We start from the raw sequence: 24,871 nt of genomic DNA on the forward strand, positions 1-24,871 counted from the left end.
TCTCGTTGCGGTGTTTGGGGTTAATCCTCAGCGACGTTGCTGTCGGGTGTTGCGGCTTTGTCACCGTCAGCCGGGTTTTTGTGCGCACCGGGTGGCGATTTGCGGGTGGCCGCCTGCCAGGGGTCACCGTCGTCCTCGGCGCCGGCGCTCTCCCGCGGCGCCTTCGGAGGCTCGGGCGGCGGGGGCGGGGGCATCAGGCGCTCGCCGAAGCCGCGCAGGACGGACGCCGCACCCGCGACCAGGTCACCCAGGTTGGGCTCGGTCCGGGGCTCCCCGGGCTCGGCGGCGGCCGGCCCGGGCTCACCGCCGGGCTCGGCGGAGGGCCGCTCCGCGCCGGGCTCGGCGGGGGGCCGCTCCGCGCCGGGGCGCCGGCCCGGGGTGGGGCGCTCGCCGAAGTTGCGCAGGAAGCTCGCCACGCCCGCGGCCAGGTCGCCGGCGCCGGTGGCCAGGCGCTCGGCGAACTCGGGGTCGAGGTCGCGGGCCGCGGCGATCGCCTTGCACAGGGGGCACACGCAGCACTCGGCCGAGCCGGTCGCGAAGCCGGTGGTGCTGTTCGCGGCCATGGACATGGCGGCCAGGGCGGCGGCGACCAGGCGTTCGGCCTCCTCGCGCGGGTCGCGGCGGGCGTCGGTCATGCGCCCTCGACCCGGCGCTTGAGCTCCTTGAGGGCGGTGTCCATGATCATTTTCTCGGCCTTCCGCTTGAACATGCCGAGCATCCCGATCGCCAGCTCCACCGCCAGCGAGTAGGTCACCGTGGAGGTGCCGTCCGGATTGGCGCTAATGTCGTAGGAGCCGTCCTGCTGCTTCTGCATCTTCGACGGCGCGGTCAGGCTCCACTCGATGCGGCTCAGATCCTCGGCGTACGCGTACTGCAGCGTGTACTCGTCGGTCACCGGCCCCGAGTCGAGCACGAAGTGGACCTGGCTGGCGTACCCGTCCTCGTACTCCTCGACCACTTCGGCCGACTTCACGGCGGCCACCCACTCCGGATAGCGCGCGAAGTCGGCGATGACCGCGGCGACCCGCTCGGGGGGCGCGTCAATGACGATCGACTGCGTCGAAGTGTCGGCCATGCGTGGCAGGCTACCTCTGCCGTCCGCACCCCCGGGCGTCGGCTCGCCGCGCTCCGGCTCGCCTCCCCGCTCACCCAGCGGGACAGGGTGCAGGCGCCCAGGCCCGATCGGGGTGCAGGCGCCCTGTGCGTGGTGTTACGCGGACAGGTAGGTTCCCGATACAGCTACCGAGTCGAAATGGAGCCGGACGTGCGCGAGTTCTCGGTCCCTGCCGCGGTCGCCGTTGCCGATACGGCGACGCTTACCGACCCGGTCTGGGACAACGCGGCCGTTGCCCCGGGCACGGTGCAGTTCCAGCGCCTGGTCGAGGGCGCGTGGCAGGACGTGACCTGCGCACAGTTCCTCGACGAGGTCGTCGCGCTGGCCCGCGGCCTGCTGGCCGCCGGCATCGAGCCGGGCGAGCGGGTGGCGCTCATGAGCAAGACCCGATACGAGTGGACGCTCATCGACTACGCGATCTGGACCTGCGGCGCGGTCACCGTCCCCATCTACGACTCGTCGAGCCCCGAGCAGGTGGCCTGGATCCTCGAGGACTCCGGCGCTGTCGCCTGCTTCGCCGAGACCGACGCCCACCGCGACGCCGTGGCGCAGGTGCGCGACCGGACGCCGGGCCTGGCCCACGTCTGGCACATCGACGGCGGCGCGATCGAGCAGCTCGTCGGCGAGGGCGCGGCCGTGCCCCGCGAGGACGTCGACAGGCGCCGCACCGCGACCAGGGCCGACGACCTGGCCACGATCATCTACACGAGCGGCACCACCGGCCGGCCCAAGGGCTGCATCATCACGCACCGCAACATGCTCTCGGACATCGTCAACGCCATCCCGGAGCTGCGCTCGCTGTTCAACGAGGGCGCGCGGACGCTGCTGTTCCTGCCGCTCGCGCACTCGTTCGCCCGGCTCATCCAGATCGGCGTGGTGCAGGCCCGGGCCACGATGGGGCACACGGCCGACACGAAGAACCTGGCCGAGATGCTCAAGAGCTTCAAGCCGACGTTTGTACTGTCAGTGCCCCGCGTGTTCGAGAAGGTCTACAACACCGCCAAACAGCGGGCGCAGGCCGACGGCAAGGGTGCGATATTCGAGCGCGCCGAGAAGACCGCCATCGACTTCAGCTCGACACCGTCGCCGGGGCTGCTGCTGCGGGCCCGGCACGCGCTGTTCGACCGGCTGGTCTACGGCAAGCTGCGGGCCGCGCTCGGCGGGCAGTGCACGCGGGCCATCTCCGGCGGCGCCCCGCTCGGCGAGCGCCTCGCCCACTTCTACCGCGGGATCGGCGTGACGATCTACGAGGGATACGGACTGACCGAGACCTCGCCGGCGACAAACGCCAACCGTGACAACGGCGTGCGGATCGGCACCGTGGGGCGGCCGCTGCCCGGGGTCACGATCAGGATCGACGACGACGGCGAGATCCTGGTGCAGGGCGACATCGTCTTCAAGGGTTATTGGAACAACCCCGACGCGACGGCCGAGGCGATCGACGCGGACGGGTGGTTCCACACCGGCGACCTCGGTGAGCTCGACGACGACGGCTTCCTGCGGATCACCGGCCGCAAGAAGGAGATCATCGTCACCGCCGGCGGCAAGAACGTGGCCCCGGCCGTGCTCGAGGACCGGGTGCGGGCCCACGCGCTCGTCAGCCAGTGCATGGTCGTCGGCGACCGGCAGCCGTTCATCGCCGCGCTGATCACCATCGACCCGGACGCCCTGCCGGCCTGGAAGCGCGACAACGGCAAGCCCGAGGACGCCTCCATGGAGAGCCTGGCCGGCGACGAGCAGCTGCGCGCGGAGATCCAGAAGGCGATCGACGAGGCCAACCAGGCCGTGTCGAAGGCCGAGGCCATCAAGGTCTTCCGGATTCTGCCCCGCGACTTCACGGAGGCGACCGGAGAGCTCACTCCGTCGTTGAAGGTGAAGCGGAACGTCGTCATGAAGGAGTACGCCGACGACATCGCCGCCATTTACGAACGCTGACCCGCGCCGGTCCGTCAGGGCCTTAGGAAGCCGCTCGAAGGGATCGCAGTTGACGGACCTGCCCGCCACCCGCACCGCCACCGCCGGCCGGGCCGCCGCCGATCGGGCCGCTGACCGGGCCGCCGCCGGCCCCGCCGAGCGCACCGCCTCCGCGGCCCAGGCGCAGCGGGCGATCGTGATCGTGCGGGCGCTGCTGCTGGTGCTCGTCGCCGTCCGGCTCCTGGCCGACGGCGTGCGCCCGGCCGAGCTGCTCTGGCTGGCACTCCTGCTGGCCGCGGCCGTGATCGCCACCGTGGCACCGGAGTCGCACGAAGTGGCCCGGCTCGGGCGCACGGCCGAGGTGCTCATCACCGCGTTCGCCGCGTCGACGCTCAACCTCGACGCCGCGGCGCTGCTGGTGTATCTGCCGGTGCCGATCGTCGCCGCCGCGCTCTCCGAGGGCCGGCGGATGGCCGGGGCCTACCTGGTCGCGGCGGCCACGCTGCTGACGGTCGGCGGGGCGGTCGAGGGGCGGCTCGACGAGCGGGAATACCTGGTCGCGGCCGGACAGGGGCTGCTCATCTCCGGCGCCTCGGCCTACCTGGTCACGATCTTGCAGCGGGTGCTGCTGGCCCGGCGCCCGGCCGAGGAGACGCCCCAGCCCTACGCTGAGGCGACCCGCCTGCTGACCCAGCTGCGCAGCGTCGCCCGGCAGCTGCCCGGGGCCACGCTCGACCCCGGCGGCCTGGCCGAGCACCTGCTCGAAGAGGTCCGCGCGATGGTCCCGTCGGTGCGGGGCGCCGTGCTCTCCGGCAGCGGCGGCGGCCGGCTGGTCGTGCTGGCCCAGGCCGGCGTCGAGCGGCTCGACTGGGAGACGGCGCTCGACACCGAGAGCGCCGTCGCCGACGCCTGGGCCACGCAGCAGCCGGTCGTCTCGGGCCGCTCGCAGGCCCGCTCGGTGGCCCGCGGGCAGAGCATCTCGTCGATGGCGGTCCCGCTCATCGCCGGGGTGCGCACCGTCGGGCTGATCGTGCTGGAGAGCGACACTCCGGGCGCGTTCCCGCCCGCGCTCGTCGCCCGGGTCCAGTCGGTGACCGGGGCCGCCGCCCTGCGGCTGGAGGCGGCGCTGCTCTTCGACGAGGTCCGCTCGCTGGCCACCACCGAGGAGCGGCAGCGGCTGGCCCGCGAGATCCACGACGGGGTCGCGCAGGAGCTGGTCATGGTCGGCTATGGCATCGACAACGCGGTCGCCGCGCTGCCGAACGCCGAGGCCGCCGAGGAGGAGCTGCGGGTGCTGCGGGCCGAGGTCACGCGGGTGATCACGGAGCTGCGGCTGTCGCTGTTCGAGCTGCGCAGCGAGGTCGACCGCTACGGCGGCCTCACCGCGGCGATCTCCGACTACGCACGGACCGTCGGCGCATCGGCCGGCCTGCGGGTGCACCTCTCACTCGACGAGAGCACCGCCCGCCTGCCCGCCGCGGTCGAGGCAGAACTGCTGCGCATTGCCCAGGAAGCCATCACGAACGCGCGGAAACACGCCGGCGCGGAAAATCTCTGGGTAACGTGCGCGGTCGATCCACCGTTCGCACAGGTAGAAATCTCCGACGATGGCAGCGGCATCGGTGAGAACCGCCCGGACGGGCACTATGGTCTTGCGATCATGGCCGAGAGGGCGGAACGTATCCGGGGCCGGTTGGAGATCACGCCACGCGTGCCGAATGGAACCACAGTGGCGGTTGTGCTCGGAACCGCACCGCGTGCGCGGTAGCGTGAAGCACCCAGAGGGAGAGAGCACCGGGAATGTCTACTACCGCGAACCCGACGACGCGCACCAAAGTGCTGCTCGTCGACGACCACGATCTGATTCGCCGCGGGCTGCGGCACGCATTCGAGCGTGACCGCCAGTTCGAGGTGGTCGGCGAGGCCGCGACGGCCGCTGAGGCGATCCGCCAGGCCGGCGCCCTGCAGCCCGACGTTGTGATCATGGACCTCCGCCTGCCCGACGGCAGCGGCCTGGAGGCCACCCGCGCCCTGCGCAAGACGAGCAACAGCATGGGCATCGTCGTGCTGACCATGTACGCCGGCGACGACCAGCTCTTCGGCGCCCTCGAGGCCGGGGCCTCGGCGTTCGTGCCCAAGACCGCTCCGGCCGACGAGGTAGTGGCCGCGGCCCGGCACGCCGCCTCCGCCCCCAGCGCCTTCACCGCGGCCGACCTGGCCGAGGCCATGAAGCGCCGGCTGGCCCCGAGCGGCCCGCAGCTCTCGCCACGCGAGGGCCAGGTCCTGCGCCTGCTCGCCGACGGCATGAGCGTGGCCGGCATCGCCAAGCAGCTGTTCGTCTCGGAGTCCACCGCGAAGACGCACATCTCGAAGCTCTACGAGAAGCTCGGCGCCGCCAACCGCGCCCAGGCCCTCATGACCGCACTGCGCCTCGGCCTGCTCGAAGCCCCCGACGCCCCCAGCTTCTAGGCCCGACCGGCCGAAGGCCACGGCCCTCACTGCGCTCCGCCCACGCCACGCCACTGCGGCGTATCCCCGGCGAGCGGAAGACGGTGGGTCCGGGCTCGGTGCCTGTCGCCGCTGCGGCAACGCTCCCACCCCACCCCCGGAATAGCGTGTACGGCCGGCTCCCCGTTACCCCCGGGCAGCCGGCCGCGCCATTTCCGACCGCCCGCGCCATCTCCAGCCACCCGCGCCATCCCCAGCCGCCAGCGCCGTTGCCGGCCGCCTGCGCCATCGCCAGCCGCCCGCGCGGCTTCCGGCCGCCCGCGCCGTTGCCGGCTGCCCGCGCCATCTCCGGCCGCCTGCGTCGACTGCGGCCGACTCCCTGGACACCGCGCAGCATCGCCAGGGTTCCGCCGCTGATGCGCTGTCGGGCCCCTGCCGACGCACCGGGGGCTTGGTGGGCGGACGCCGACGGCGCCTCCGGCCGCGGGAGTCCGCCAGCGCCGACGAGCACCGCGCACGAGCTTGACGGACGCCGACCGGCGAGTCCGGCTGCAGCCGACTCCCTGGACACCGCGCAGCATCGCCAGGGTTCCGCCGCTGATGCGCTGCTGAGCCCCTGCCGCCGGATCGGGGACTTGGTGGGCGGACGCCGACGGCGACTCCGGCCACGCGAGTCCGCCAGCGCCGACGAGCACCGCGCACGAGCTTGACGGACGCCGACAGTGACCCCGCCCTCGCGGGTCCGCCAGCACCGACGAGCACCGCGCACGAGCTTGACGGACGCCGACAGTGACCCCGCCCTCGCGGGTCCGCCAGCACAGACGAGTACCGCGGGCGGGGTGGACGAGCAGGAGTTTTGCTGGCCGTTTCGACGGTATGTGCCGCGCCGGGGTGGTGCTCGACGAAGACGGGCCGGTAGCTGGCGCTGTCGAGGCGGATTTCGCGGCGGCGGCGGAAACGCGCGTTCGCCCCGGCTCGACGTTGATCGGGCCATTGGGCACGTCAATTCTGGAGTGGATTCGCCGCGTTGGCGGCTTCGGGCCTATGGCGGCGGCGCGGGCGGGGGCGGAAATCGCGGCGATGGGTGCCGGCGCGTTAGGGCGTGGAGTGGGCTGTGATATTCGCGGAATGGGTGGGATTTGCTCGTCATTGCCGTCCACCGATCGGCTAATTCTTCTCCAGCAGCGCGTGAAGGCGGTCGGCCTGGTTTTCCCAGCGCCACTCGGATTCGACCCAGGCCCGGCCGGCGGCGCCCATTCGGGTGGCGAGTTCGCGGTCCTGCAGCAGGGTGATGAGGCGGTCGGCCACGGCTTGTACGTCGCGGCCCGGGACCACGAAGCCCGTTTCGCCCTCGCGGACGGCGTTGGGGGCCCCGCCGGAGTCGCCGGCCAGGACGGGGAGGCCCGTGGCTGACGCCTCCAGGTACACGATGCCCAGGCCCTCGACGTCCAGGCCGCCGCGGCGGGTGCGGCAGGGCATGGCGAAGACGTCTCCGGCCGCGTAGTGCGCGGGCAGCTCGGACCAGTCGACCGGCCCGGTGAAGATCACGTGGTCGGTCACGCCGTGGTCGCGGGCCAGGCGCTCCAGGGCCGGGCGGTACGGGCCGCCGCTGACCACCAGGAGTGCGGCGTCCGGCACCGCCTTGCGCACGGCCGGCAAGGACCGGATCAGCACGTCCTGGCCCTTGCGGGGCACGAGCCGGGAGACGCAGACGATGACCGGACGGGCTTCCAGGCGGTACCGCTGCCGGATCTGTGCCCCTGAGACCTTCGGCGAGTAGGCATCCACGTCGACCCCCGGCGCGAGCTGCTCGAGCCGGGTCAGCTCACCGATGGCGCGGGCGAGCCGGACCCGGAAGTACTCCCCCAGGTAGGTCACGACGTCGGTCCCGCGCGCGATCCGCCGCAGCAGCGTGCGCGCCCCGGGCAGCGCGGCCCAGCCGGCCTCGTGGCCGTGGGTGATCGCCACCGCGCGCTCGATGCCGGCCCGCCGGCGCAGCCCGTCCGCGAGCAGGCCGAGGGGTGCGGCCGCCCCGAACCAGACCCGGTCGCAGCCGCGCGCCCGCGCGATCTCGGCCGCCCGGCGGGCCACCTTCGGGGTGGGCAGCAGCATGCCGGTGTCCTCGCGCACGACCTCGAACGGCTGCTCGGCGTCGAACTTCGCGGCGCCGGCGAAGGTGGAGCAGTACACGACGACATCGCTCTGCCGTAGGGCGAGATTGTGGACGAACTGCTGGATCCCTCCGGGGCGGGGCGGGAAGTCGTTGGTGATCAGCAGGGAGGTCGCCACTCGCCGACTGTAGCCAGGGGATGAGTGGGGGTACCTAGCGGGAATGGGTACGGGGGCTCAGGCCCCGGGCGGTCGCGGGCGGCAGATTCATCACCATGCCGCGGCGACGTGACGTTGTCTATCGATGGGTGACCCGGGGGCTGGCGGTCGCGCTGGTGCCCGTCGCCTGGTTCCGGGTGTCGCGCGGGGCCCGCCACGCGGCCTGTCAGTGGGCGTTGGCGCTGCGGTTCCCGGCCGAGGACCTGGCCGGGCTGACGGGGGCGACGCGGGCCGCGTTCGAGGCGGCCCGCGCCGAGGCGCTGTGGCGGCACGGGGAGCTGATCGGGCTCACGTCCGGCTACCGCCACCCGCTGGAGCAGGCCCGCCTGTTCGCCGCCGCGGTCGCCGACGACGGCTCGGTGGCGGCCGCCTGCCGCCGGGTCCTGCCCCCGCACGCCTCCCGGCACGTGGCCGGCACCGCGCTGGACGTGCGGCCGCGTGAGGGCGCCGCGTGGCTGGAGCGCCACGGTGGCCGGCACGGGCTGTACCGAACGTATGACAACGAGTGGTGGCATTTCGAGTACCGGCCGGACGGCTGCCCCGTCCGACTGCCCCACCCCGGGCTGGCGGCGCCGGCGGCACACGCATACGTGATCGATCGGTGATGATGTCCGCAATGGAATCTCCGAAGACCCCACCGGGCAGCCGGACCGCGGTGCTGCTCGGCGGCCTGAGCGCCCCACTGTTGATCATGGCGACGGCCGGCCGGTTCTACCCGCCGGAGATCAACCCCGCCCCGACGCTGAACCTGTACGTGGCCGTCTCGCCGGCCGACGCCGGGCAGGCCGTGTACTTCCTGGCGCCGATCGTCGCCATCGTGGCCGGCCTGCTCCTGCTGCGCCGATGGCCGCTGCTGCTCGTCGTGGCCGGGCTGCTCGCGCTGCCCAACCTGCTCCAGACCGTATGGTCGCCGCCCGCGCTGATCCAGGCGCTGACCTGGGCCGCCCAGCCGCTGGCCTTCATCGCGCTCCTGGCCGCCGCCCAGTCGATGCTGCGCCGCGGCGCCGCCGGCTGGGGCACCCTGCTCGCCGCCCTCGGCGTCGGCGCCGCACCGCTGGGGATGGCGCTGCCCGGCTTCTGGTGGCCGTCGACCGAGGGAATCGCGACGGCACAGCGGGCGCTGGTGCTGGTGCCGCTCGCGTTCGCCGCCGCGGCCGCCGTCCTGCTGCGCGGGCGCGACCCGGAGGCGGCCGGCGAGACCGGCTGGGCCCGAACCCGCCTGATCCTGGCCGGCGGTCTGGCGCTCACGCTGAGCTTCCCGCTGGGCTCGATAAGCCCGGAGCGCCTGGGCGCCATGCTCGACGTCTCGTCGGCGACGATCGTCCGCAACGCCTACCTGGTCTACGTGATCGCCGGGGCGATCACGCTCGTCGTCGTGACCGCGCTTGCCGCGATGGCCGGCCCGTGGTCGCTGGGCGGCGCCCTGACCGTCGCGACCGCCATGGTCGCCATGGTCGCGCCGGTGCTCCTGGCACTGCACGCGCTGGAGCCCAGCGGCGCCGCGCTGCCGGCGATCGCCGCCGGTGTGGCGATCGGGGCGGCACTGGCCCGGAGCCGCCGCCGCTTCCCGCTGACGGTGGGCATGGCGGTGGCCGCGGCCATCGTCCTGTTCATCACCTACGCCGGCACGTCGGGCAACCCGGACCGCCTGATCCAGCTGCGCAGTGTCGTCCCGGCCGTCCTGATCGCCGTGGCGGTCATCGGGGCCGTCACGGCGACGGCGGGTACCGTCGCCTCGGCTCTTGCGCCGACCGGCGCCGTGCCGGCCACCCTCGGCCCGCTGGCGGTCGTGCTGGCTCTCGGCGGCCGCTGGGTGGTGGTGGCCACCACGTATCGGAAGTCGGAGGTGCAGGACCTGCGGCCGGCGCTGAGCTCGGGCTACTACGAGTCGATCGACCACCTGCCGACCTCCGGCATCCTGCTGCTCATCGCGGCGGCGGCCGTCGGCGGCCTGGGCTTCGCCCACCAGTGGGCCACCCGCCGGGCCGACCGCCGGCGCGCCGAGCAGATCCGCGAGGAGGCGGCCGAGGCCGAGCGCAACCGCCTGGCCCGCCCCATCCACGACGGCGTCCTGCAGGTCCTGTCCCTGATGCAGCGGCACGGCCAGGAGATGGGCGGCGCCGGGGCCCGGCTGGCCACGCTGGCCGGCGAGCAGGAGCGGGCCCTGCGCAACCTGCTGTCCGGCGGCCCCCCGACAGCCGTCTCGGCCGACGCGGACCTCCGCGCGGCGCTGATGGCGTTCACCTCGCCGAAGGTGGAGGTGGCCGCGCCGGCCGGCCGGGTGCTCCTGCCCGCGGCCGCCACCGCCGAGCTCACCGCCGCCGTGCAGGCCGCGCTGGACAACGTCGGGCGCCATGCCGGCCCCGACGCCCACACCTGGGTGCTCCTCGAGGACGAGGGCGACGGTGTGCGGGTCACGGTGCGCGACAACGGGCGCGGCTTCGAGCCGGACCGGCTGCCGGAGGCCGCCGCAGCGGGCCGCCTGGGTGTGGCCCAGTCGATGCGGGGCCGGATCGACGACCTGGGCGGCCAGACCTCGATCCACAGCCGCCCGGGGCGGGGCACCGAGGTGGAGTTCTACGTGCCGAGGACCGGCGGCCGGCCGTAGACGGCCTGGTAGCTGACCGAAGCGACAGCGGTCGGGAAAACCCCAACGACGGGCGACTTCGGCGACGGTACTGGTCGTGGCCCCAAGGCCGCGATGAGCGTGCTCGAGACGCACCCGGTGCAGGTACGCGGTCGGCGTGGTGCCGAGGTGCCGGCGGAAGGCATGCTGCACGGTGCGGATGGTGACGGACGTGGCGCCGCGATGTCGGCGACGGCGATGTCACGGTGGGCGTTGTCGTCGCTGTACGCGACCGCGCGGCGCAGCGTGGCCGGGTGCGCGTCGCGGCGATCCTCGATGATCGGCTCGCGTAGGGCGTCGTTGGGGAAGACGCTGAGCGCGGCGGCCACCAGCCGAGCCGTGGTGCCGGCGAGCGGCGGCGGTCATCCGCAGCACGACGTTGTCACACGGCATCTCGAACGGCCGCCCGGCCGGAATCAGCACCACGTCCCTCGGCTGGAACGAAGGCTTCCGAGCTCCCATCCGCACCCTGTAGTGCCCCAGCAGGATCACCGCCGCCATGACCGCCCGGACGGGGTCGGCCCGGACGGGGTCGGCCCGGACGGGGTCGGCCCGGACGGGGTCGGCCGGGACGGGGTCGGCCGGTCCGGGCCGGCCCGGACCGCGAGCGCGGCCCGGTGCGTGAGGACGTCAACCGCAAGCTCCCCAGCGGCCGCGAGCCCCGACCTGGTCCGATACGGCCCAACCGGCCGCCGCCCCGCAACCGATGCTGGCTGGAGCTGCGCCGAAGAAACTCGTGCGCCACCTCGAAGTCAGCGGTGTCGAGCCTGGTCCGCACGCGGACAGAGCACGGGGCTCGGGACGCAGGAGCGCGTGCGGAAGGGCGCAGGCGAAAGCAGGCGCGGGGATGTGACGCGGCAGAAGTGGGCGTGGACGGAACGCAGGAGCCCACGCGCGCGGGCGCGGACCGGGCGGAGCGTGGGCGCGGCAGCGGGCGTGGAGCATGGGCGCGGAGCGTGGGCGCGGGCGCGGGCGCGGGCGCGGGCGTGGGCGCGGGCGCGGGCGCGGAGCGTGGGCGCGGGCGCGGGCGCGGGCGCGGAGCGTGGGCGCGGGCGCGGACATGACCGCGGACGGAGCGCGGTGCTCGGGACGGAGAACGCGCACGAGCGTGGCGCGGGACCGCGGGCGCAGGACGCGGACGGGGCTCACGGCACGGGAGCGCGGCGCGGAGTACGAGGGAGGCCGCGGACGCACTGTGCCGGATGGGTGCAGCGGAAGCGGGGCGGACGAGGCAAGGAAACGGGCGCAGGCACATGACCCGGCGAAGTACGGGAGCAGACGGGGTTGCGGGGGATGCCGGAGCGCGCGGGCGAGGCGCGGGGTGGGCGCAGACGGAAGCGGGGCGGACGGAAGCACGGACACGCGCGCGGGCACCGGCACGGGCGAAGAGCGAGAGCCGAAGTGCCGGGACGCGGAAGCGCGCGGGCGGAGCGCAGGAGCACGCGGACGGAGCCCGCGCCGAGAGAGCGCCGGGTGCGGAGATCCCCAGGGCAGAGGCGCACGAGCGCGGGACTACGGAGGGCCTGAGTGCCTGCGTGTTGCGCGTTGGGTGAGAGGCCGGTGATGGGCTGGGGCTTTAGGGGTGGGATCGGGACCAGGCTCTTGAGGCGGCCATGCGTTCGACGGCTGTGGGGTGGGTGCCGAAGAGGAATTGTTCCAGGGGGTTGGGGTCGGGGTCGCCCAGGTTGACCAGGGCTAGGCGGCCCTGCATGGCTTCGAAGTCGGCTGGGTCGGCGGTCAGGGTCAGGGCGTGGGTGTCGGCTCTTGCCTCGATGCGGCGGGAGATGAAGGCCTGGGCGGGGCCGGCTACGAGGCTGGCGGCGGTGGCTATGGCCAGGAGCAGGGCCAGGGCCCTTGGTTCGGCTATCGAGTCGACGCGGGCCAGGCGGAGCAGGGCGGTCCAGGAGCCCAGCAGGTACAGGGCGCACACCGCGGCCGCGGCGCCCAGGGCGCCCAGCAAGGTGCCCGTGAGGACGTCACCGGCCTTGGCGTGGCCGAGTTCGTGGGCCACGACCGACTCGACCTCGGCGGGTGGGGCCTTGTCGAGCAGGGTGTCGTAGACGACGATGCGGCGGGTCGGGCCGAGGCCGGAGACGTACGCGTTCACCGCCCGCGTGCGCCGGGAGGCGTCGGCGACCAGGACGTCGCGGACGGGTACGCCGTCGCGGGCGGCGAGGGCCATCAGGTTGGCGCGCAGTTCGCCTTCCGGCATTGGGGTGAACTTGTTGAAGACCGGCTCCACCAGCAGCGGGAAGACGAACGTGAGCAGCACGGTCAGCGCGGCGGCGCCGGCGGCTCCCCACGCCCACCACCACGCCGGGGCGAAGTGGGTGATCGTGTAGAACGCGACAAGGACTATCGCGCCGATGACCGCGCCCACCGCGTAGCCCTTGAGCAGGTCGATCGTCCAGTCGCCCCAGCCCTGGGTGGAGAGGCCGTAGCGGCGCAGGATCGACTGGCGCCACGCCGACAGCGGCAGGGCCACCACCTCGCCGATCAGCGTGACAAGCAGGCCCCCCAGCAGCGCCCGGGCCAGCCAGTGGCCGCCGAACGGGCGGCCGGCCTGCTCCACCAGCCAGGAGCCGGCCGGGGTCAGGCCCAGCAGGAGGGCGACGACGAGGCCCAGGACGATGGAGAGGTACATGCCGGGGCGCAGCGCCCCGTGGAACGCCCGGCCCTGCGCGACCGCGTCCTTGGGCAGCGTCTCGAGCGCGGCCAGCTGGTCGGCGCGGGGCGCGGGGGCCGCCGCCCACGGCACCCGCAGCAGGGCGACGACCGCAGCCGCGATGATCAGCACGACGAGCGTGATCGTGGCCCAGAGACGAGGCGTCATCGCGTCAGCCTATGCGGCGCGGCCGTTGCGGCGGCGGGGCGTGGGGATGGGGGTCACGGGAATGGTCTCGAAGTGGGTCGGCTCCAGCACGGTGACCTCGAACCCGGCGAGCTCGAACACCTCGATGGCGTTGACCTCCTCGGGGCCGAGCTGGTGAAACGCCTGCGGGGTGTCGAGCAGCAGGGTCACCACGCAACTGCTGCAGGACTTGCCCCGCACCGTGCAGCTTTCGCAGTCGACGAGCATCGCTCCTCCAATTACCGACGTTCCGCCGCGGCCGGCTTGCGCCGACTTTGGCGTATCGGTGAACCCGATAGCACGAACGGTAGCGGTGGGGTACGACAAAAAATGCAAATGCCCTGGTCAGGACCTTGATAGTCGGCGCAGGAGCGTGTCGGAGGCGAGCGGGTAGGCACCGTGGCGGCGCACGCCGTCGATCACCTCTTTGTCGGACGAGATCACGATGATCGGGCGGCCGGCGGGCTCGGCCCTCACCAGGCGGCGGATCAGCTCGTCGGCGGTCTCCCCCTTGCGGGAGAAGAGCACGCGGACGCCCCGCGGCGCCGGCGGCAGGCCGTGGACCCGCTCGGCACCGTCGAACACCACCGTGACCTCCGCGCGGGTCTGCGCGGCGAGGCCGCCGGCACCGGCTATCAACCGGTTGCGCTGCTGCTCCAGAGAGATCTCCGCATAGCCCTTTTTGGTGACGTTGTACCCGTCCACGATCATGTGCGCCTTGGGCAGACTGAGGAGCTGGTCAAGGCGGGCCGGGTCATCGGCGTCGAGGGCGCGGGCGGCCGCGGTGAGGCCCTCGGGGCGGTCGGCGGACGTCTCGGCGACGAAGTCGGCCGGCAGCTTGTCGGTCGGGTCCAGGGCCAGCTCGCGGCGCAGCCCGACCGCGGCCTGGCCGATCGTCTCCAGCAGCAGCCACAGCCGGGCGTCGTCGACCGCGCGCGCGTCCTTGGCGCTCTGCCGCTGGGCGCCCGCCGCGGTCTCGGCCTCGGCCAGGCGAGCCCGGAGGCGGCGCAGCTCGGCGTCGTGGTCGGCGTTGACCTTGGCCGCCCGGCCCTTCTCGGCCGCGAGCATGTCGGTGGCCTTGCGCTCCTTGGCCTGCGACTCGCGCAACGCCTTGCCCAGCGTGCGGACCTCGTCGCGCAGGCCGCCGGTCTCCTCGCGGAGGCGGGCGAGCTCGTCGCGCAGCTTGTCGGCCTCGACCTTGGCCACGGCGCGGTCGTGCTCGGCGCGGGCCAGGCGCTGCTCGACGTCGCGGATGCGCTCGGACGCGACGGCGCCCTCGGCCTCGGCGCGGACGGTCTCGGTGGCGTCGGCGACGAGGGTGCGCCAGCCGTCCGGCCGGGCCAGGTACGCGAGTGCCGCCACCTCCACCGGGTCCGCCGCCGCCGGGGCCACGCCCTCCAGGACGGCGGCGCCCAGGTCACCGGCGTCGTTGACGACCCGCGTGGCCAGCCGCTGCCGGAGCAGCGGGTCGCCGGAGAGCTGCATCGCGATCACCGAACCGCCCAGGCGGGCCCGGCGGTTCGGCGCGAACTTGGCCACCCGCCGCAGCGGCATCGGCAGCTCGTCGAGCGGCAGGCCGCTTATCGCACCGGCGGCGAGGGCGATCACGCGCTGGCGGACGACCTCGGGCAGCGTGGGCTCCGGCTCCTCGACGCCCTCCGCACCGTCACCATCGCCCTCCGAAGCAAGATCGGCCTCCGAACCGCCGTCGGACGCCGAGTCGTGGCCGGTGTCGCCGCCCGAGAGGCCGGAGAGACCAGACGGGTCGGCGAGGTCAGAAGGGTCGGAGAGGTCAGAAGGCAGGTCACCGTCGGGCGAAACGACGTCAGAGAGCCGGTCGTCCCCGGTGTCCGACGAGCCCGGCGCGGAGGCGGGGCGATCCTGCGCAGGCGTCACCGCGACCTCGGCACCGAGGTCGTCGGGAGCGTCGTACGCAGCCATCACTCCAGTGTCGCATTGTCGACCACATTCGCCCGGGATGGAGTCCAGGACCGCAGCCGCACCCCCAACGGCTAAAAGCTGACATATCATTATTTCACCCGATTGTGTCGACGCACGGGGAGGCGGGGATGGTGGTACCGGTACCCAGCAACGAGGCGGAGCGAGTGGCCTCGCTACACGCAATGGCTGTCCTGGACACGCCGCCGGAGACCGATTTCGACGACATCGTCCGGATCGCGTCCGAGGTCTGCGGCGCTCCTATCTCGCTGGTCTCGCTGATCGACACCGAGCGGCAGTGGTTCAAGGCCAAGATCGGCGACCTGGATGTGGCGGAGACGCCGCGCGAGGTGGCGTTCTGCGCCCACGCGATCATGGGCCGCGACCTGATGGTGGTGCCCGACGCGACGGCGGACGCGCGGTTCGCCGACAACCCGTACGTCACCCAGGACGACGGCATCCGCTTCTACGCGGGCGCGCCGCTGCTTACCGCGGAGGGCGCGGCCCTGGGCACGCTGTGCGTGGTCGACCACAGCCCGCACAAGCTGAACCTCGACCAGATGAAGGGCCTGCGGGCGCTGGCCAAGCAGGTCACGGAGCTGCTCGAACTGCGCCGGCTGGTCGTGAGCGCGGAGCTGGAGACCAAGCCGGAGCCGCGCGCCGTCGACCTGGCCTATCTGACCGAGGCCCGCATCCGGGAGCTGCGCGGCATCGCCGACGCCCGCAATATCGCGATCACGCTCGGGTTCACCGACGCCGCGACGGTACACGCAGATCCCGCCAAGCTGTCCAGAGCCCTCGACTACGTCATTTTCGGGGCGCTCAAGCTGGCACCGGCCGGCGGACGGGTGGCGGTGCGGGTGCTCGGGTCCCCGGTGCCGACGATCGAGATCGGGCACGCGGGCGGCAGCATCAAGCCCGAGTGGCAGGTCGATCTGGAGGGTCGGCGGGCGGCCGACGAGCCGGTGCCGCGGGCCGTCGCCGACATCCTGCGCGCCCACGGCGCCACGGTCACGGACACCTCGGCGATCGTCGGCTCGCCCGACGTGCGCCTTGAGCTGCGGTTTCCGCCTCACTAGAATTTTTTGTCACACCCTGGTCGTAGTGTGCGGCCGTGCCCCACTACCACCAGGAAACGCTCGACGCCCTGTTCGACGACCCGAGGGCCGCCACGCTGTTCTCCACCACGTTCGTCGTGGTCGACCTGGAGACGACCGGCGGGGCCCCGGACGGCGGCGGGATCACGGAGATCGGCGCGGTGAAGGTCCGCGGCGGGGAGATCCTGGGCGAGTTCGGGACGCTCGTCAATCCGGAGGAGCGCGTCCCGGCCTTCATCACGGTGCTCACGGGCATCACCGAGATGATGCTCATGGAGGCACCGACGCTGGAGACGGTCCTGCCGAGCTTCCTGGAGTTCGCGCAGGGTGCGGTGTGGGTCGCGCACAATGCGCCGTACGACACCGGGTTCCTCAAGGCCGCGTGCGCGAAACACGGGTACACCTGGCCGAAGCCGATTGTGTTCGACACCGCGGCGATCGCCCGGCGCGCGATGATCGCCGACGAGGTGCCCAACCACAAGCTGTCGACCCTCGCGCGGCACTTCCGCTCCCCCACGCAGCCGGTGCACCGGGCGCTGGAGGACGCCAAGGCCACAGTGGACGTGCTGCACGGGCTGTTCGCCCGGCTCGGCAGCCTCAAGGTGCAGACCGTCGGCGAGGTGCTCGAGTTCGTCAAGGCCGTCAGCCCGGCTCAGCGGCGCAAGAAGCACCTGGCGGAGGGGCTGCCCGACGGTCCGGGCGTCTACATGTTCCGCGGTCACAAGGACAGGCCCCTCTACATCGGGACAAGCTCCTCCATCGCGACCCGGGTGCGCAGCTACTTCACGGCGGCGGAGAAGCGGGCGCGGATCGACGAGATGCTCAACGCGGCCGAGCGCGTCGAGGCGATCCTGTGCGCACACTCGCTGGAGGCCGAGGTGCGGGAGTTACGGCTGATCGCGGCGCACAAGCCGCCGTACAACCGCCGCTCGAAATATCCGGAGCGCGTCGTGTGGCTCAAGCTCACGTCCGAGGCGTATCCGCGGCTGTCCGTCGTGCGGGAGGTGCAGGCCGACGGCGCGGCATACCTGGGGCCGTTCGGCTCGCGGCGGTTCGCCGAGCTGGCGGCGGCCGGGCTGTATGACGCGCTGCCGCTGCGCCAGTGCACCCACAAGCTGTCCCTGCGCACGCAGACGCCGGCGTGCGCGCTGGCCGAGCTCGGGCGGTGCCCGGCGCCGTGCGAGCACCGCATCTCGCCCGACGATTACGAGGTGCAGGCGGCGGCGCCCTTCCGGACCGCGACGACCGGCGACCCCGGGCCGGTGGTGCAGGGGCTCATGGCGCGGATCGAGGCGCTGGCGGAGGTGGAGCGCTACGAGGACGCGGCAACGATCCGGGGGCGGATGGTCGCGTTCCTGCGCACGGCGATCCGTCAGCAGCGGCTGGCCGGCCTCAGCGCGCTGCCCGAGGTGGTCGCGGCGCGCCCTTCGGCGAGCGGCGGCTGGGAGATCGCGGTGGTGCGGCACGGACGACTCGCCGGGGCCGGCGCTTCACCCCCGAGAGTGCACCCGCAGCCAACGCTGGATGTGGTCTTGGCCACAGCGGAAACGGTCCAGCCGGGGCCCGGGCCGACGCCGCGCGCCACGCCGGAGGAGACCGAGCGCATCCTGGCGTGGCTCGAACGACCCGAAACGAGGCTGGTCAAGGCCGATATAGGCTGGTCATCACCGGTGCACGGCGCGGCGCGCTGGCGGCCGTTCCTCGCCCGCGCGGAGGCCGCGGCGTCGGTTCGAACCGACTTGGACGGGTAGGTACATCGGACGAACGCACATAACCAAATGACCGATCGGATGCCGGGAGGGAAACTAGGCTGGAACCTACCCAAACCCCGGCCCGTTAGAGCCCACGGTGAGGAGGTGCCGCTATGGAGCCCGGTTTGCAGTCCGGCGCGTCTATTGGTGCGGGCTCCTCCCCCGCTCCGGTCCCGAGTGGAGAGTCCCACGAGTCGGGGCCTTCAAACGTCTCGGGTGTACCGCAGTCGAGTGACGCGCCGAACACGCCGCACAGCGAGTACATGGTGGACCCAGCGGCGTCGGACGGCAACCCCACGGAGTTTCCGAATTTCCGGGCCGGGCCGCCAGGGTCGCTCGCAGGGCCTCCGACCAGCGCGGATGCGCGGCAACTGGTAGGCGAGGCGGTCGCGGCGCTCGACGGGCCCGGCGTGTCGCCCGGGCCGCTCACGATCCGGGTCGACAGCCTGGGCATTGGTGGCGGGTTCCGCACCGCCCCGCCCGGCTCCGGCACGAGCGGCAACTCCCCCGGCGGCGCCGCGGACAGCGCAGCGCCCGGGAACGGCAGCGGTGGGGAGCGGGTCCGGGCCGGCGAGATGTTCCTCGGGCCGAAGGGCCTGCCGACCGCGGCGATCGCGGTACCGGAGGCGCCGGTGCGGCGCAGGTACGCGCCACCGGGTCAGGACCACGGGTCCGCCGAGACAGTCACCGGAGACCGCGCGCCCGGCGAGCGCGCGCCGACCGAGCGATCGCCGAACGACCGGGGCGGTGAGAGCACCGACCGGGGGCGGCAACACGAACGTCAGCAGCATGCGGAGTCGCAGCCAGTGCCCGCGGATCGAATGGCAACGGATAGGGCCCGCCGGCCCGACGACGCGCCGGACGACCGCGGGCATCAGCATGACCGGGCACTGAACGACCGCGCCGCCCAGAGCGAGCGCAGCCCCGGCGACCGCGCCCCGAACGAGCACGTCTCGCGCTCCGACCGCGGCACCAATGAGCACGACTCCCGCGCCGCCCGCCCGGACAGCCGCCCCGACCAGGCGGACCTCCACACCGGGCACCCCGGCCAACGCCCCGGCCCCACCGCCGAGCGAGCGAGCACCCAGAGCGAACCCCCCGCCGACGACCGGGTCACCGGGCACAGCTCGAGCCGCGACCACACCGGCTCGAATCGCGACCACACCGGCGAGCGCAGCGACCACACCGGCGGACGCGGTGAACAGGTCGGCGGACGCGGTGAACAGGCGGACGGGCGCAATGAGCAGGGCGGCGGGCACGGTGAACAGACCAGCAAGCGGGCTGAGCAGGCTGGCGGACGCGGTGAGCAGGGCGGCGGACACGGTGAGCAGGTCGGCAGACGTGGTGAGCAGGTCGGTGGGCGTGATGAGCAGGCCGGGGACGACCGACCGGGGCGCGACAGCACCGGCCCGAGCGGCGGTCATGTGAGCAGTGTCCGGGCCGAGCGGGCCGAGAGTCACGGCGCGCCGGCCGTGGCCGTGGACTCGGACCAGCCGCGCAGCGACCGGGACCGCGATCACGCCGGGCGGTCCGCGGACCGGCGCGGTGACGGGCGGGGCAGGCCGGAGTGGCCGGCCAACGACCGGACGATCGAGAGCCGGACCCGGGCCGGTGAGGTGGCCGAGAGCGCCGCGGCCGAGCAGGCCGAGATCGAGAGCGACCTGCCGCCCATCAGTGAGGTGCCGCCCGCCGGTGAGGTGCCGCCGGTCAGCGGTGAGCCGGGCGGGGACGGTGGGAAGCCGCGCAACACGCACTCGGCCGGTGAAGGGCGCAAGCCGTTGCCGCGGGCGGCGCAGCGGTTGCCGCTTGACGATCGATACCTGGCGCCGCGGAAGAAGTTGACGGCGCCGGCGGCTGACGACTCGCCGGAGGTGCCGCCACCGCCGTCGTACTCGGCGCTGGCGGGTGGGGCCGTGCCGGGGGACCCGACGGCGACCTACTCGTCGATCATCGGGTCGCGGCTGCGGGCCATGCTGCCGTGGTCGTCGAGCGGCGACGATCCGATGGCGGTCATCCTGCGGGCCCACCGGCAGATTCATCCGGCGGCCGACACCGTGCTGCTGCGGCGGGCGTACAGCATGGCCGAGCAGATGCACCGCGGCCAGATGCGCAAGAGCGGCGAGGCGTTCATCTCGCACCCGCTGGAGGTCACCGAGATCCTCGCGGACCTCGGGATGGACACGACCACGCTGGTGGCGGCGCTGCTCCACGACACCGTCGAGGACACCGACTACACGCTCGGCGCGCTGGAGCGGGACTTCGGTGCCGAGGTCGCGCTGCTCGTCGACGGCGTGACGAAGTTCGACAAGATGTTCTACGGCGCCGACGCCGAGGCCGAGACGATCCGCAAGATGATCGTCGCCGCCGGGCGGGACGTGCGGGTGCTCGTCATCAAGCTCGCCGACCGGCTGCACAACATGCGGACCATCGACGCGCGATCGGTGAAGAGCCGGGTGCGGATCGCCACGGCCACGCGGGAGGTGCTTATCCCGCTGTGTGAGCGGCTCGGGATCCAGGCGCTGAAGCGGGAGCTCGAGGACTGGGTCCTGCGGGCGGTGTCGCCGAGCGGTTATGCGGTGGTCGACGAATACGTGCGGCAGCGGGTCGGCTGGGACGGGTACCTCGAGAAGGTCATTTCCGCACTGAGCAGCGACCTCAAGAAGTTCAACCTCGACGCGACGGTCTCGCCGCGACCCCGGCACCTGTACTCCATCTGGAAAGACACTGTCGACGGCAACTACGGCGAGCCGCACGACCTGCCGCGCGTCGTGATCGTGGTCGACGGACCCGAGACTGACTGCTACGCGGCGCTCGGCGCGGTCCACGGGAAGTGGCGGCCGGTCCCCGGGCGGTTCAAGGACTTCATCGCGACGCCGAAGAACAACAACTACCGGTCGCTGCACACCACCGTCCAGGGCCCCGACGACCAGTCGCTGGAGGTGCTGATCCGCACCGTCGAGATGCACCAGTCGGCCGAGTACGGCATCGTGGCGAACTTCCGCTATCCGTCCACGGCGGCCCGGTTCGGACCGGCGAGCAAGGCCGAGCAGCTCGACTGGCTGCGGCGCCTGCTCGACTGGGAGGCGGCCGCGTCGGACCCGGCCCAGTTCATCGCCTCGCTGCGCTGCGACCTCGCCGAGGACCAGATCCTGGTGCTGACGGCCGGCGGCGGGCGGCCGGTGCTGCTGCCGTCGGACGCGACCCCGGTCGACCTCGCGTACATCCTCGGCGCCGACGTCGGCAACCGATGTATCGGCGCCCGCGTCAACGGCCGCCTCACCGCCGTCTCGTCCCCCCTTGCCGACGGCGACACTGTCGAGATCATCACCCGGGCCGGCCAGCGCGACGAGTTCGACTTCGACGCCGACGCCCCCGCGCGCGGCCCGTCGCCGGAGTGGCTCGACTTCGTCCGTACGCCGCACGCCCGCCTGCACATCAGCCGCTGGTTCGAGGCGCACGAGGCCCCGGCGATCACCGTCGCCAACAAGGTCCGCCTGGGCCGCCTCGCCATCGGCCTGGCGCTGCGCCAACAGGGCCGCGGCCTGGCCAGCGACCTGCCGCTGGTCCGCCTCGCCCCCCGCCTGGGCTTCCCCGACATCGAGACCCTCCTCGTCGCCGTCGCCGACCACGCCCGCACCGCCGACGAGGTCGTCGCGGAGTTGATAGCCCTGGTCGACCAGCAGCCCCACTGACCGCACACCGCGCCGACCGACCCAGCCCAGCCCCGCGCCAGTTGCAGCATCCACGTGGCCATAATCCAGCGCGGCACTCGCACCCGCAGCCACGCGGAGCCGCGCCGCAGTCACGCGGGCCACTGTCCGGTCACGCGGGCCACGGCCGCGGTCGCGCGCATCACGGCCACCCTCGCGCACAACGCAGCCGTGGCCATACACAACGCGCCCTGTAGTCGGGTGCGGCGCGGCGGAGGTCGTGCGGGGCGGAGCCGGGGTCGTGTGCGGCGGGAAGGGGTTCGGGTCGCGGGCGGCCGGCCGGTGTGGACCATGGCGCGGGGCGGCCGGGGCGTACGCCGTAGCCTTACCGGATGACCGACATGCGTGGGCGCGTGCGTGCGCTGGCGTACCGCACGTTCTACCGGCTTCCCGGGCGGTGGAAGCGGCGGATCGTGCGCACGTTCCAGCCGACGTACACCATCGGAGCCGTCGCGATCGTGCGCGACCCCGGGCTCACGCAGCTGCTGCTGCTGCGGCAGCCGCCCGGCGCCGGGTGGTCGCTGCCCGCCGGGCTCATGGACCGCGGGGAGACGCCGGTGCAGACGGCCTGCCGGGAGCTGCGGGAGGAGACCGGGCTCGAAGTGCCGGTGGAGCGGATGCGGGCCGCCACCCCCAACGCGATCGTGCACACCAGCGGGCAGTGGGTCGACATGGTGTTCGAGACCGAGGTGGAGCCCGGGGAGGAGCTGGTCGTCGACGCGGCCGAGATCCTCGAGGCGGCCTGGCACCGGCTCGACAACCTGCCGCCGATGACGGTTTCGACGTCGCGGCTGCTGGCGCACTACGGGATCGGGCCTTACAAGGAGTACCCGGAGGTCCTCGAAGCATGAGCCCCGACATCTGCGCGGTCGTGCTCGCGGCCGGGGAAGGGCGGCGGCTGCGGCCCCTGACCGAGCACCTGCCGAAGGCGCTGTGCCCCGTCGGCAACGTCGCGCTGCTGGACCGGGCGCTGGAGCGGGTCGAGGCGCTGAAGCTGCCGGTCGCCGTCAACGCCTGCTACCTCGGCAGCCAGATCGTCGAGCACGTCGGTGATCGGGCTCATCTCTCCTTGGAGCCAGGGCCTCCCCTGGGTACCGCGGGCGGCCTCGGACTCCTCCGCAGCTGGATCGACGGCCGGGGCGTGCTGGTGGGCAACGCCGACGCTTTCCTGCAGTCGGACCTGGCGCCGGGGCCGGACATCGCGGGCCTGCTCGACGGGTGGGACGGGCGCGAGGCCCGGCTGCTCGGGGTCCCGGGGCCGCCGAACGAGTTCGGGGAGCACCGGTTCGCCGGGTTCTCGCTGCTGCCGTGGGACATCGTGGCCCGGCTCGAAGCGGAGCCGTCCGATCTGGTGCGGCTCGCGTGGCGGCCGGCCGAGCGGGAGGGGCGGCTGGCGGTCGTCGAGTATCCGGGCACGTATCTCGACACGGGGACGCCGGCCGACTATCTGCGGGCGAACCTCCAGGCGGTACACCAGCGAAATCTCATCGCCGAGGACGCCGTCGTGACCGGGACCGTCGACGGTGGCGTGGTGGGCGCCGCAGCGGTGGTGGCCGGGAGCGTGGTGCGGGGTGTCGTGTGGCCGGGCGGCGTGGTCGCGGCCGGGGAAACGCTCACCGACGCGATCCGGGTCGGCCGGGAGCTGACCGTCGCCGCCCACTAGCATGGCGGGTGTCCACATGCTGGAAGGAGCACCGCAGGTGATCACCGCGATCGTCCTCATCGACTGCGCGACCGACTCGATCCCGGAGGTCGCTGAGAACATCTCCAACCTCGACGGTGTGAGCGAGGTGTACTCCGTCGCCGGCAATGTGGATCTCATCGCCGTGGTGCGGGTGGCGCAATTCGAGGACATCGCCGAAGTGATCGCCAACCGGATCTCGAAGGTGCCCGGGGTCGTGGAGACCGACACGCACATTGCGTTCCGTGCGTACTCCCGCCATGACCTGGAGGAAGCTTTCGCGATCGGACTCCCGGACGCCGATTGATTTCTTTTGTGCGCGCCATTTGCCCGGACCCTTTCGAGGTGCCGCAAATCGCATCGAATGCCCGCGGATAACGGGGTACCCTCGCCGCCATGAGGATCGGCATCGTAGGGGCCACCGGGCAGGTCGGCAGCGTCATGCGCCAAATCCTGGCCGAGCGGTCGTTCCCGGTAGACGAGTTGCGTCTGTTCGCCTCCGCCCGCTCGGCGGGGCGGCCCATCGACTGGCAGGGCAAGCCGGTGACGGTGGAGGACGCGGAGACCGCGGACTACGCCGGCCTGGACATCGTGCTGTTCTCGGCGGGCAAGGCAACGTCGAAGGCGCTGGCCCCGAAGGTCGCCGCGGCCGGTGCCGTCGTGATCGACAACTCGTCCGCCTGGCGGATGGACCCGGACGTGCCGCTCGTCGTCGCCGAGGTCAACCCGCACGCCGCCGCGCAGCGGCCGAAGGGCATCATCGCCAACCCCAACTGCACCACCATGGCCGCGATGCCGGTGCTACGCCCGCTGCACGCCGAGGCCGGGCTGGTCGCCCTGGTCACGGCCACCTACCAGGCGGTGTCGGGCGCGGGCCTGGCCGGCGTGGCCGAGCTCGACGAGCAGGTCCGCAAGGTCGCCGACGGCGCGGCTGCCCTCGCCTTCGACGGCTCGGCGGTGCAGTTCCCGGAGCCGAAGAAGTTCGCCGCCCCGATCGCGTTCAACGTGCTGCCGCTGGCCGGTGGCCTTGTCGACGACGGCTCGTTCGAGACCGACGAGGAGCAGAAGCTCCGCAACGAGAGCCGCAAGATCCTGGAGATCCCGGACCTGAAGGTCTCCGGCACCTGCGTCCGCGTCCCCGTGTACACCGGCCACTCGCTCCAGGTGAACGCCCGCTTCGCCCGCCCGATAAGCGTCGCCCGCGCCACCGAGCTGCTGAACGAGGCCCCCGGCGTGGTCCTCAGCGACATCCCGACCCCGCTGCAGGCGGCCGGCCAGGACCCGTCCTACGTGGGCCGGATCCGCGCCGACGAGACGGTCGAGCACGGCCTGGCGCTGTTCATCGCCAACGACAACCTGCGCAAGGGCGCCGCCCTCAACGCGGTCCAGGTGGCCGAGCTCCTGATCAAGTAG

18 protein-coding genes and 1 pseudogene are annotated in these 24,871 nt (G+C 72.9%); 12 read left to right on the forward strand and 7 right to left on the reverse strand.

Annotated elements, in window-relative coordinates; translation table 11 throughout:
- Positions 1–20: 20 nt before the first annotated feature.
- Complete coding sequence (locus Dvina_RS54900) at positions 21–635, reverse strand: hypothetical protein (RefSeq protein WP_246655730.1); 615 nt, start codon at positions 633–635, stop codon at positions 21–23.
- Positions 632–1,075: an SRPBCC family protein gene (locus tag Dvina_RS44660; protein ID WP_223097147.1), complete on the reverse strand. Its 444-nt coding sequence runs from the start codon at positions 1,073–1,075 to the stop codon at positions 632–634. Before Dvina_RS44660 ends, Dvina_RS54900 begins: the two co-directional genes overlap by 4 nt.
- 189 nt (positions 1,076–1,264) lie before the next feature.
- Between Dvina_RS44660 and Dvina_RS44665 the strand changes: the two genes are divergently transcribed.
- The 3 genes from Dvina_RS44665 (at position 1,265) to Dvina_RS44675 (ending at position 5,497) form a co-directional block, all read left to right on the forward strand.
- Positions 1,265–3,049, forward strand: coding sequence for an AMP-dependent synthetase/ligase (locus Dvina_RS44665; RefSeq protein WP_223097160.1), 1,785 nt, complete (start codon positions 1,265–1,267; stop codon positions 3,047–3,049).
- A gap of 175 nt (positions 3,050–3,224) precedes the next feature.
- The gene (locus tag Dvina_RS44670; RefSeq protein WP_380031129.1) at positions 3,225–4,796 is read left to right on the forward strand and encodes a sensor histidine kinase; all 1,572 of its coding nucleotides are present in this window, start codon (positions 3,225–3,227) and stop codon (positions 4,794–4,796) included.
- A gap of 32 nt (positions 4,797–4,828) precedes the next feature.
- Entirely contained in the window at positions 4,829–5,497 is a 669-nt protein-coding gene (locus Dvina_RS44675; protein WP_223097162.1) for a response regulator transcription factor, read from the forward strand.
- A gap of 1,146 nt (positions 5,498–6,643) precedes the next feature.
- Here the strand turns inward: Dvina_RS44675 and Dvina_RS44680 are convergent.
- The gene (locus Dvina_RS44680) at positions 6,644–7,765 is read right to left on the reverse strand and encodes a glycosyltransferase family 4 protein (protein ID WP_223097173.1); all 1,122 of its coding nucleotides are present in this window, start codon (positions 7,763–7,765) and stop codon (positions 6,644–6,646) included.
- Between the two features lie 128 nt (positions 7,766–7,893).
- Between Dvina_RS44680 and Dvina_RS44685 the strand changes: the two genes are divergently transcribed.
- Entirely contained in the window at positions 7,894–8,409 is a 516-nt protein-coding gene (locus Dvina_RS44685; protein ID WP_223097176.1) for a D-alanyl-D-alanine carboxypeptidase family protein, read from the forward strand.
- A gap of 11 nt (positions 8,410–8,420) precedes the next feature.
- A complete protein-coding gene (locus Dvina_RS44690; protein WP_223097178.1) occupies positions 8,421–10,412 on the forward strand; it encodes a sensor histidine kinase in 1,992 nt (663 codons plus the stop codon).
- A 75-nt stretch (positions 10,413–10,487) separates the two neighbouring features.
- Here Dvina_RS44690 and Dvina_RS55870 read toward each other — a convergent pair.
- The 4 genes and pseudogenes from Dvina_RS55870 to Dvina_RS44710 form a co-directional block, all read right to left on the reverse strand.
- Positions 10,488–10,583: pseudogene (locus Dvina_RS55870) on the reverse strand (hypothetical protein); the annotation flags it as partial.
- A 1,423-nt stretch (positions 10,584–12,006) separates the two neighbouring features.
- Positions 12,007–13,263 carry a M48 family metallopeptidase gene (locus Dvina_RS44700; RefSeq protein ID WP_223097180.1) on the reverse strand — a complete coding sequence of 419 codons (1,257 nt, stop codon included), beginning with the start codon at positions 13,261–13,263 and terminating at the stop codon, positions 12,007–12,009.
- A 9-nt stretch (positions 13,264–13,272) separates the two neighbouring features.
- Complete coding sequence (locus Dvina_RS44705) at positions 13,273–13,509, reverse strand: hypothetical protein (RefSeq protein WP_223097181.1); 237 nt, start codon at positions 13,507–13,509, stop codon at positions 13,273–13,275.
- Positions 13,510–13,626: 117 nt separating this feature from the next.
- Positions 13,627–15,222: an NYN domain-containing protein gene (locus Dvina_RS44710; protein ID WP_223097182.1), complete on the reverse strand. Its 1,596-nt coding sequence runs from the start codon at positions 15,220–15,222 to the stop codon at positions 13,627–13,629.
- Positions 15,223–15,404: 182 nt separating this feature from the next.
- Between Dvina_RS44710 and Dvina_RS44715 the strand changes: the two genes are divergently transcribed.
- The 7 genes from Dvina_RS44715 to Dvina_RS44745 all read left to right on the forward strand — a co-directional run bounded on the left by Dvina_RS44715 (position 15,405) and on the right by Dvina_RS44745 (position 24,871).
- Entirely contained in the window at positions 15,405–16,298 is an 894-nt protein-coding gene (locus Dvina_RS44715) for a sensor histidine kinase (protein ID WP_223097184.1), read from the forward strand.
- A 35-nt stretch (positions 16,299–16,333) separates the two neighbouring features.
- Entirely contained in the window at positions 16,334–18,067 is a 1,734-nt protein-coding gene (locus tag Dvina_RS44720; protein WP_223097186.1) for a DEDD exonuclease domain-containing protein, read from the forward strand.
- Positions 18,068–19,938: 1,871 nt separating this feature from the next.
- Entirely contained in the window at positions 19,939–21,759 is a 1,821-nt protein-coding gene (locus tag Dvina_RS44725; protein WP_379993055.1) for a RelA/SpoT family protein, read from the forward strand.
- A 350-nt stretch (positions 21,760–22,109) separates the two neighbouring features.
- Entirely contained in the window at positions 22,110–22,628 is a 519-nt protein-coding gene (locus tag Dvina_RS44730; RefSeq protein ID WP_223097188.1) for an NUDIX hydrolase, read from the forward strand.
- The gene (locus Dvina_RS44735; protein WP_223097190.1) at positions 22,625–23,440 is read left to right on the forward strand and encodes a sugar phosphate nucleotidyltransferase; all 816 of its coding nucleotides are present in this window, start codon (positions 22,625–22,627) and stop codon (positions 23,438–23,440) included. Before Dvina_RS44730 ends, Dvina_RS44735 begins: the two co-directional genes overlap by 4 nt.
- A gap of 37 nt (positions 23,441–23,477) precedes the next feature.
- On the forward strand, positions 23,478–23,765 hold the full coding sequence (locus tag Dvina_RS44740) for an Lrp/AsnC family transcriptional regulator (RefSeq protein WP_223097192.1): 288 nt from the start codon (positions 23,478–23,480) through the stop codon (positions 23,763–23,765).
- An 89-nt stretch (positions 23,766–23,854) separates the two neighbouring features.
- Entirely contained in the window at positions 23,855–24,871 is a 1,017-nt protein-coding gene (locus tag Dvina_RS44745) for an aspartate-semialdehyde dehydrogenase (protein WP_223097194.1), read from the forward strand.

The sequence above is a fragment of the Dactylosporangium vinaceum genome (assembly GCF_019904175.1).
Classification (GTDB): Bacteria; Actinomycetota; Actinomycetes; order Mycobacteriales; family Micromonosporaceae; genus Dactylosporangium; species Dactylosporangium vinaceum.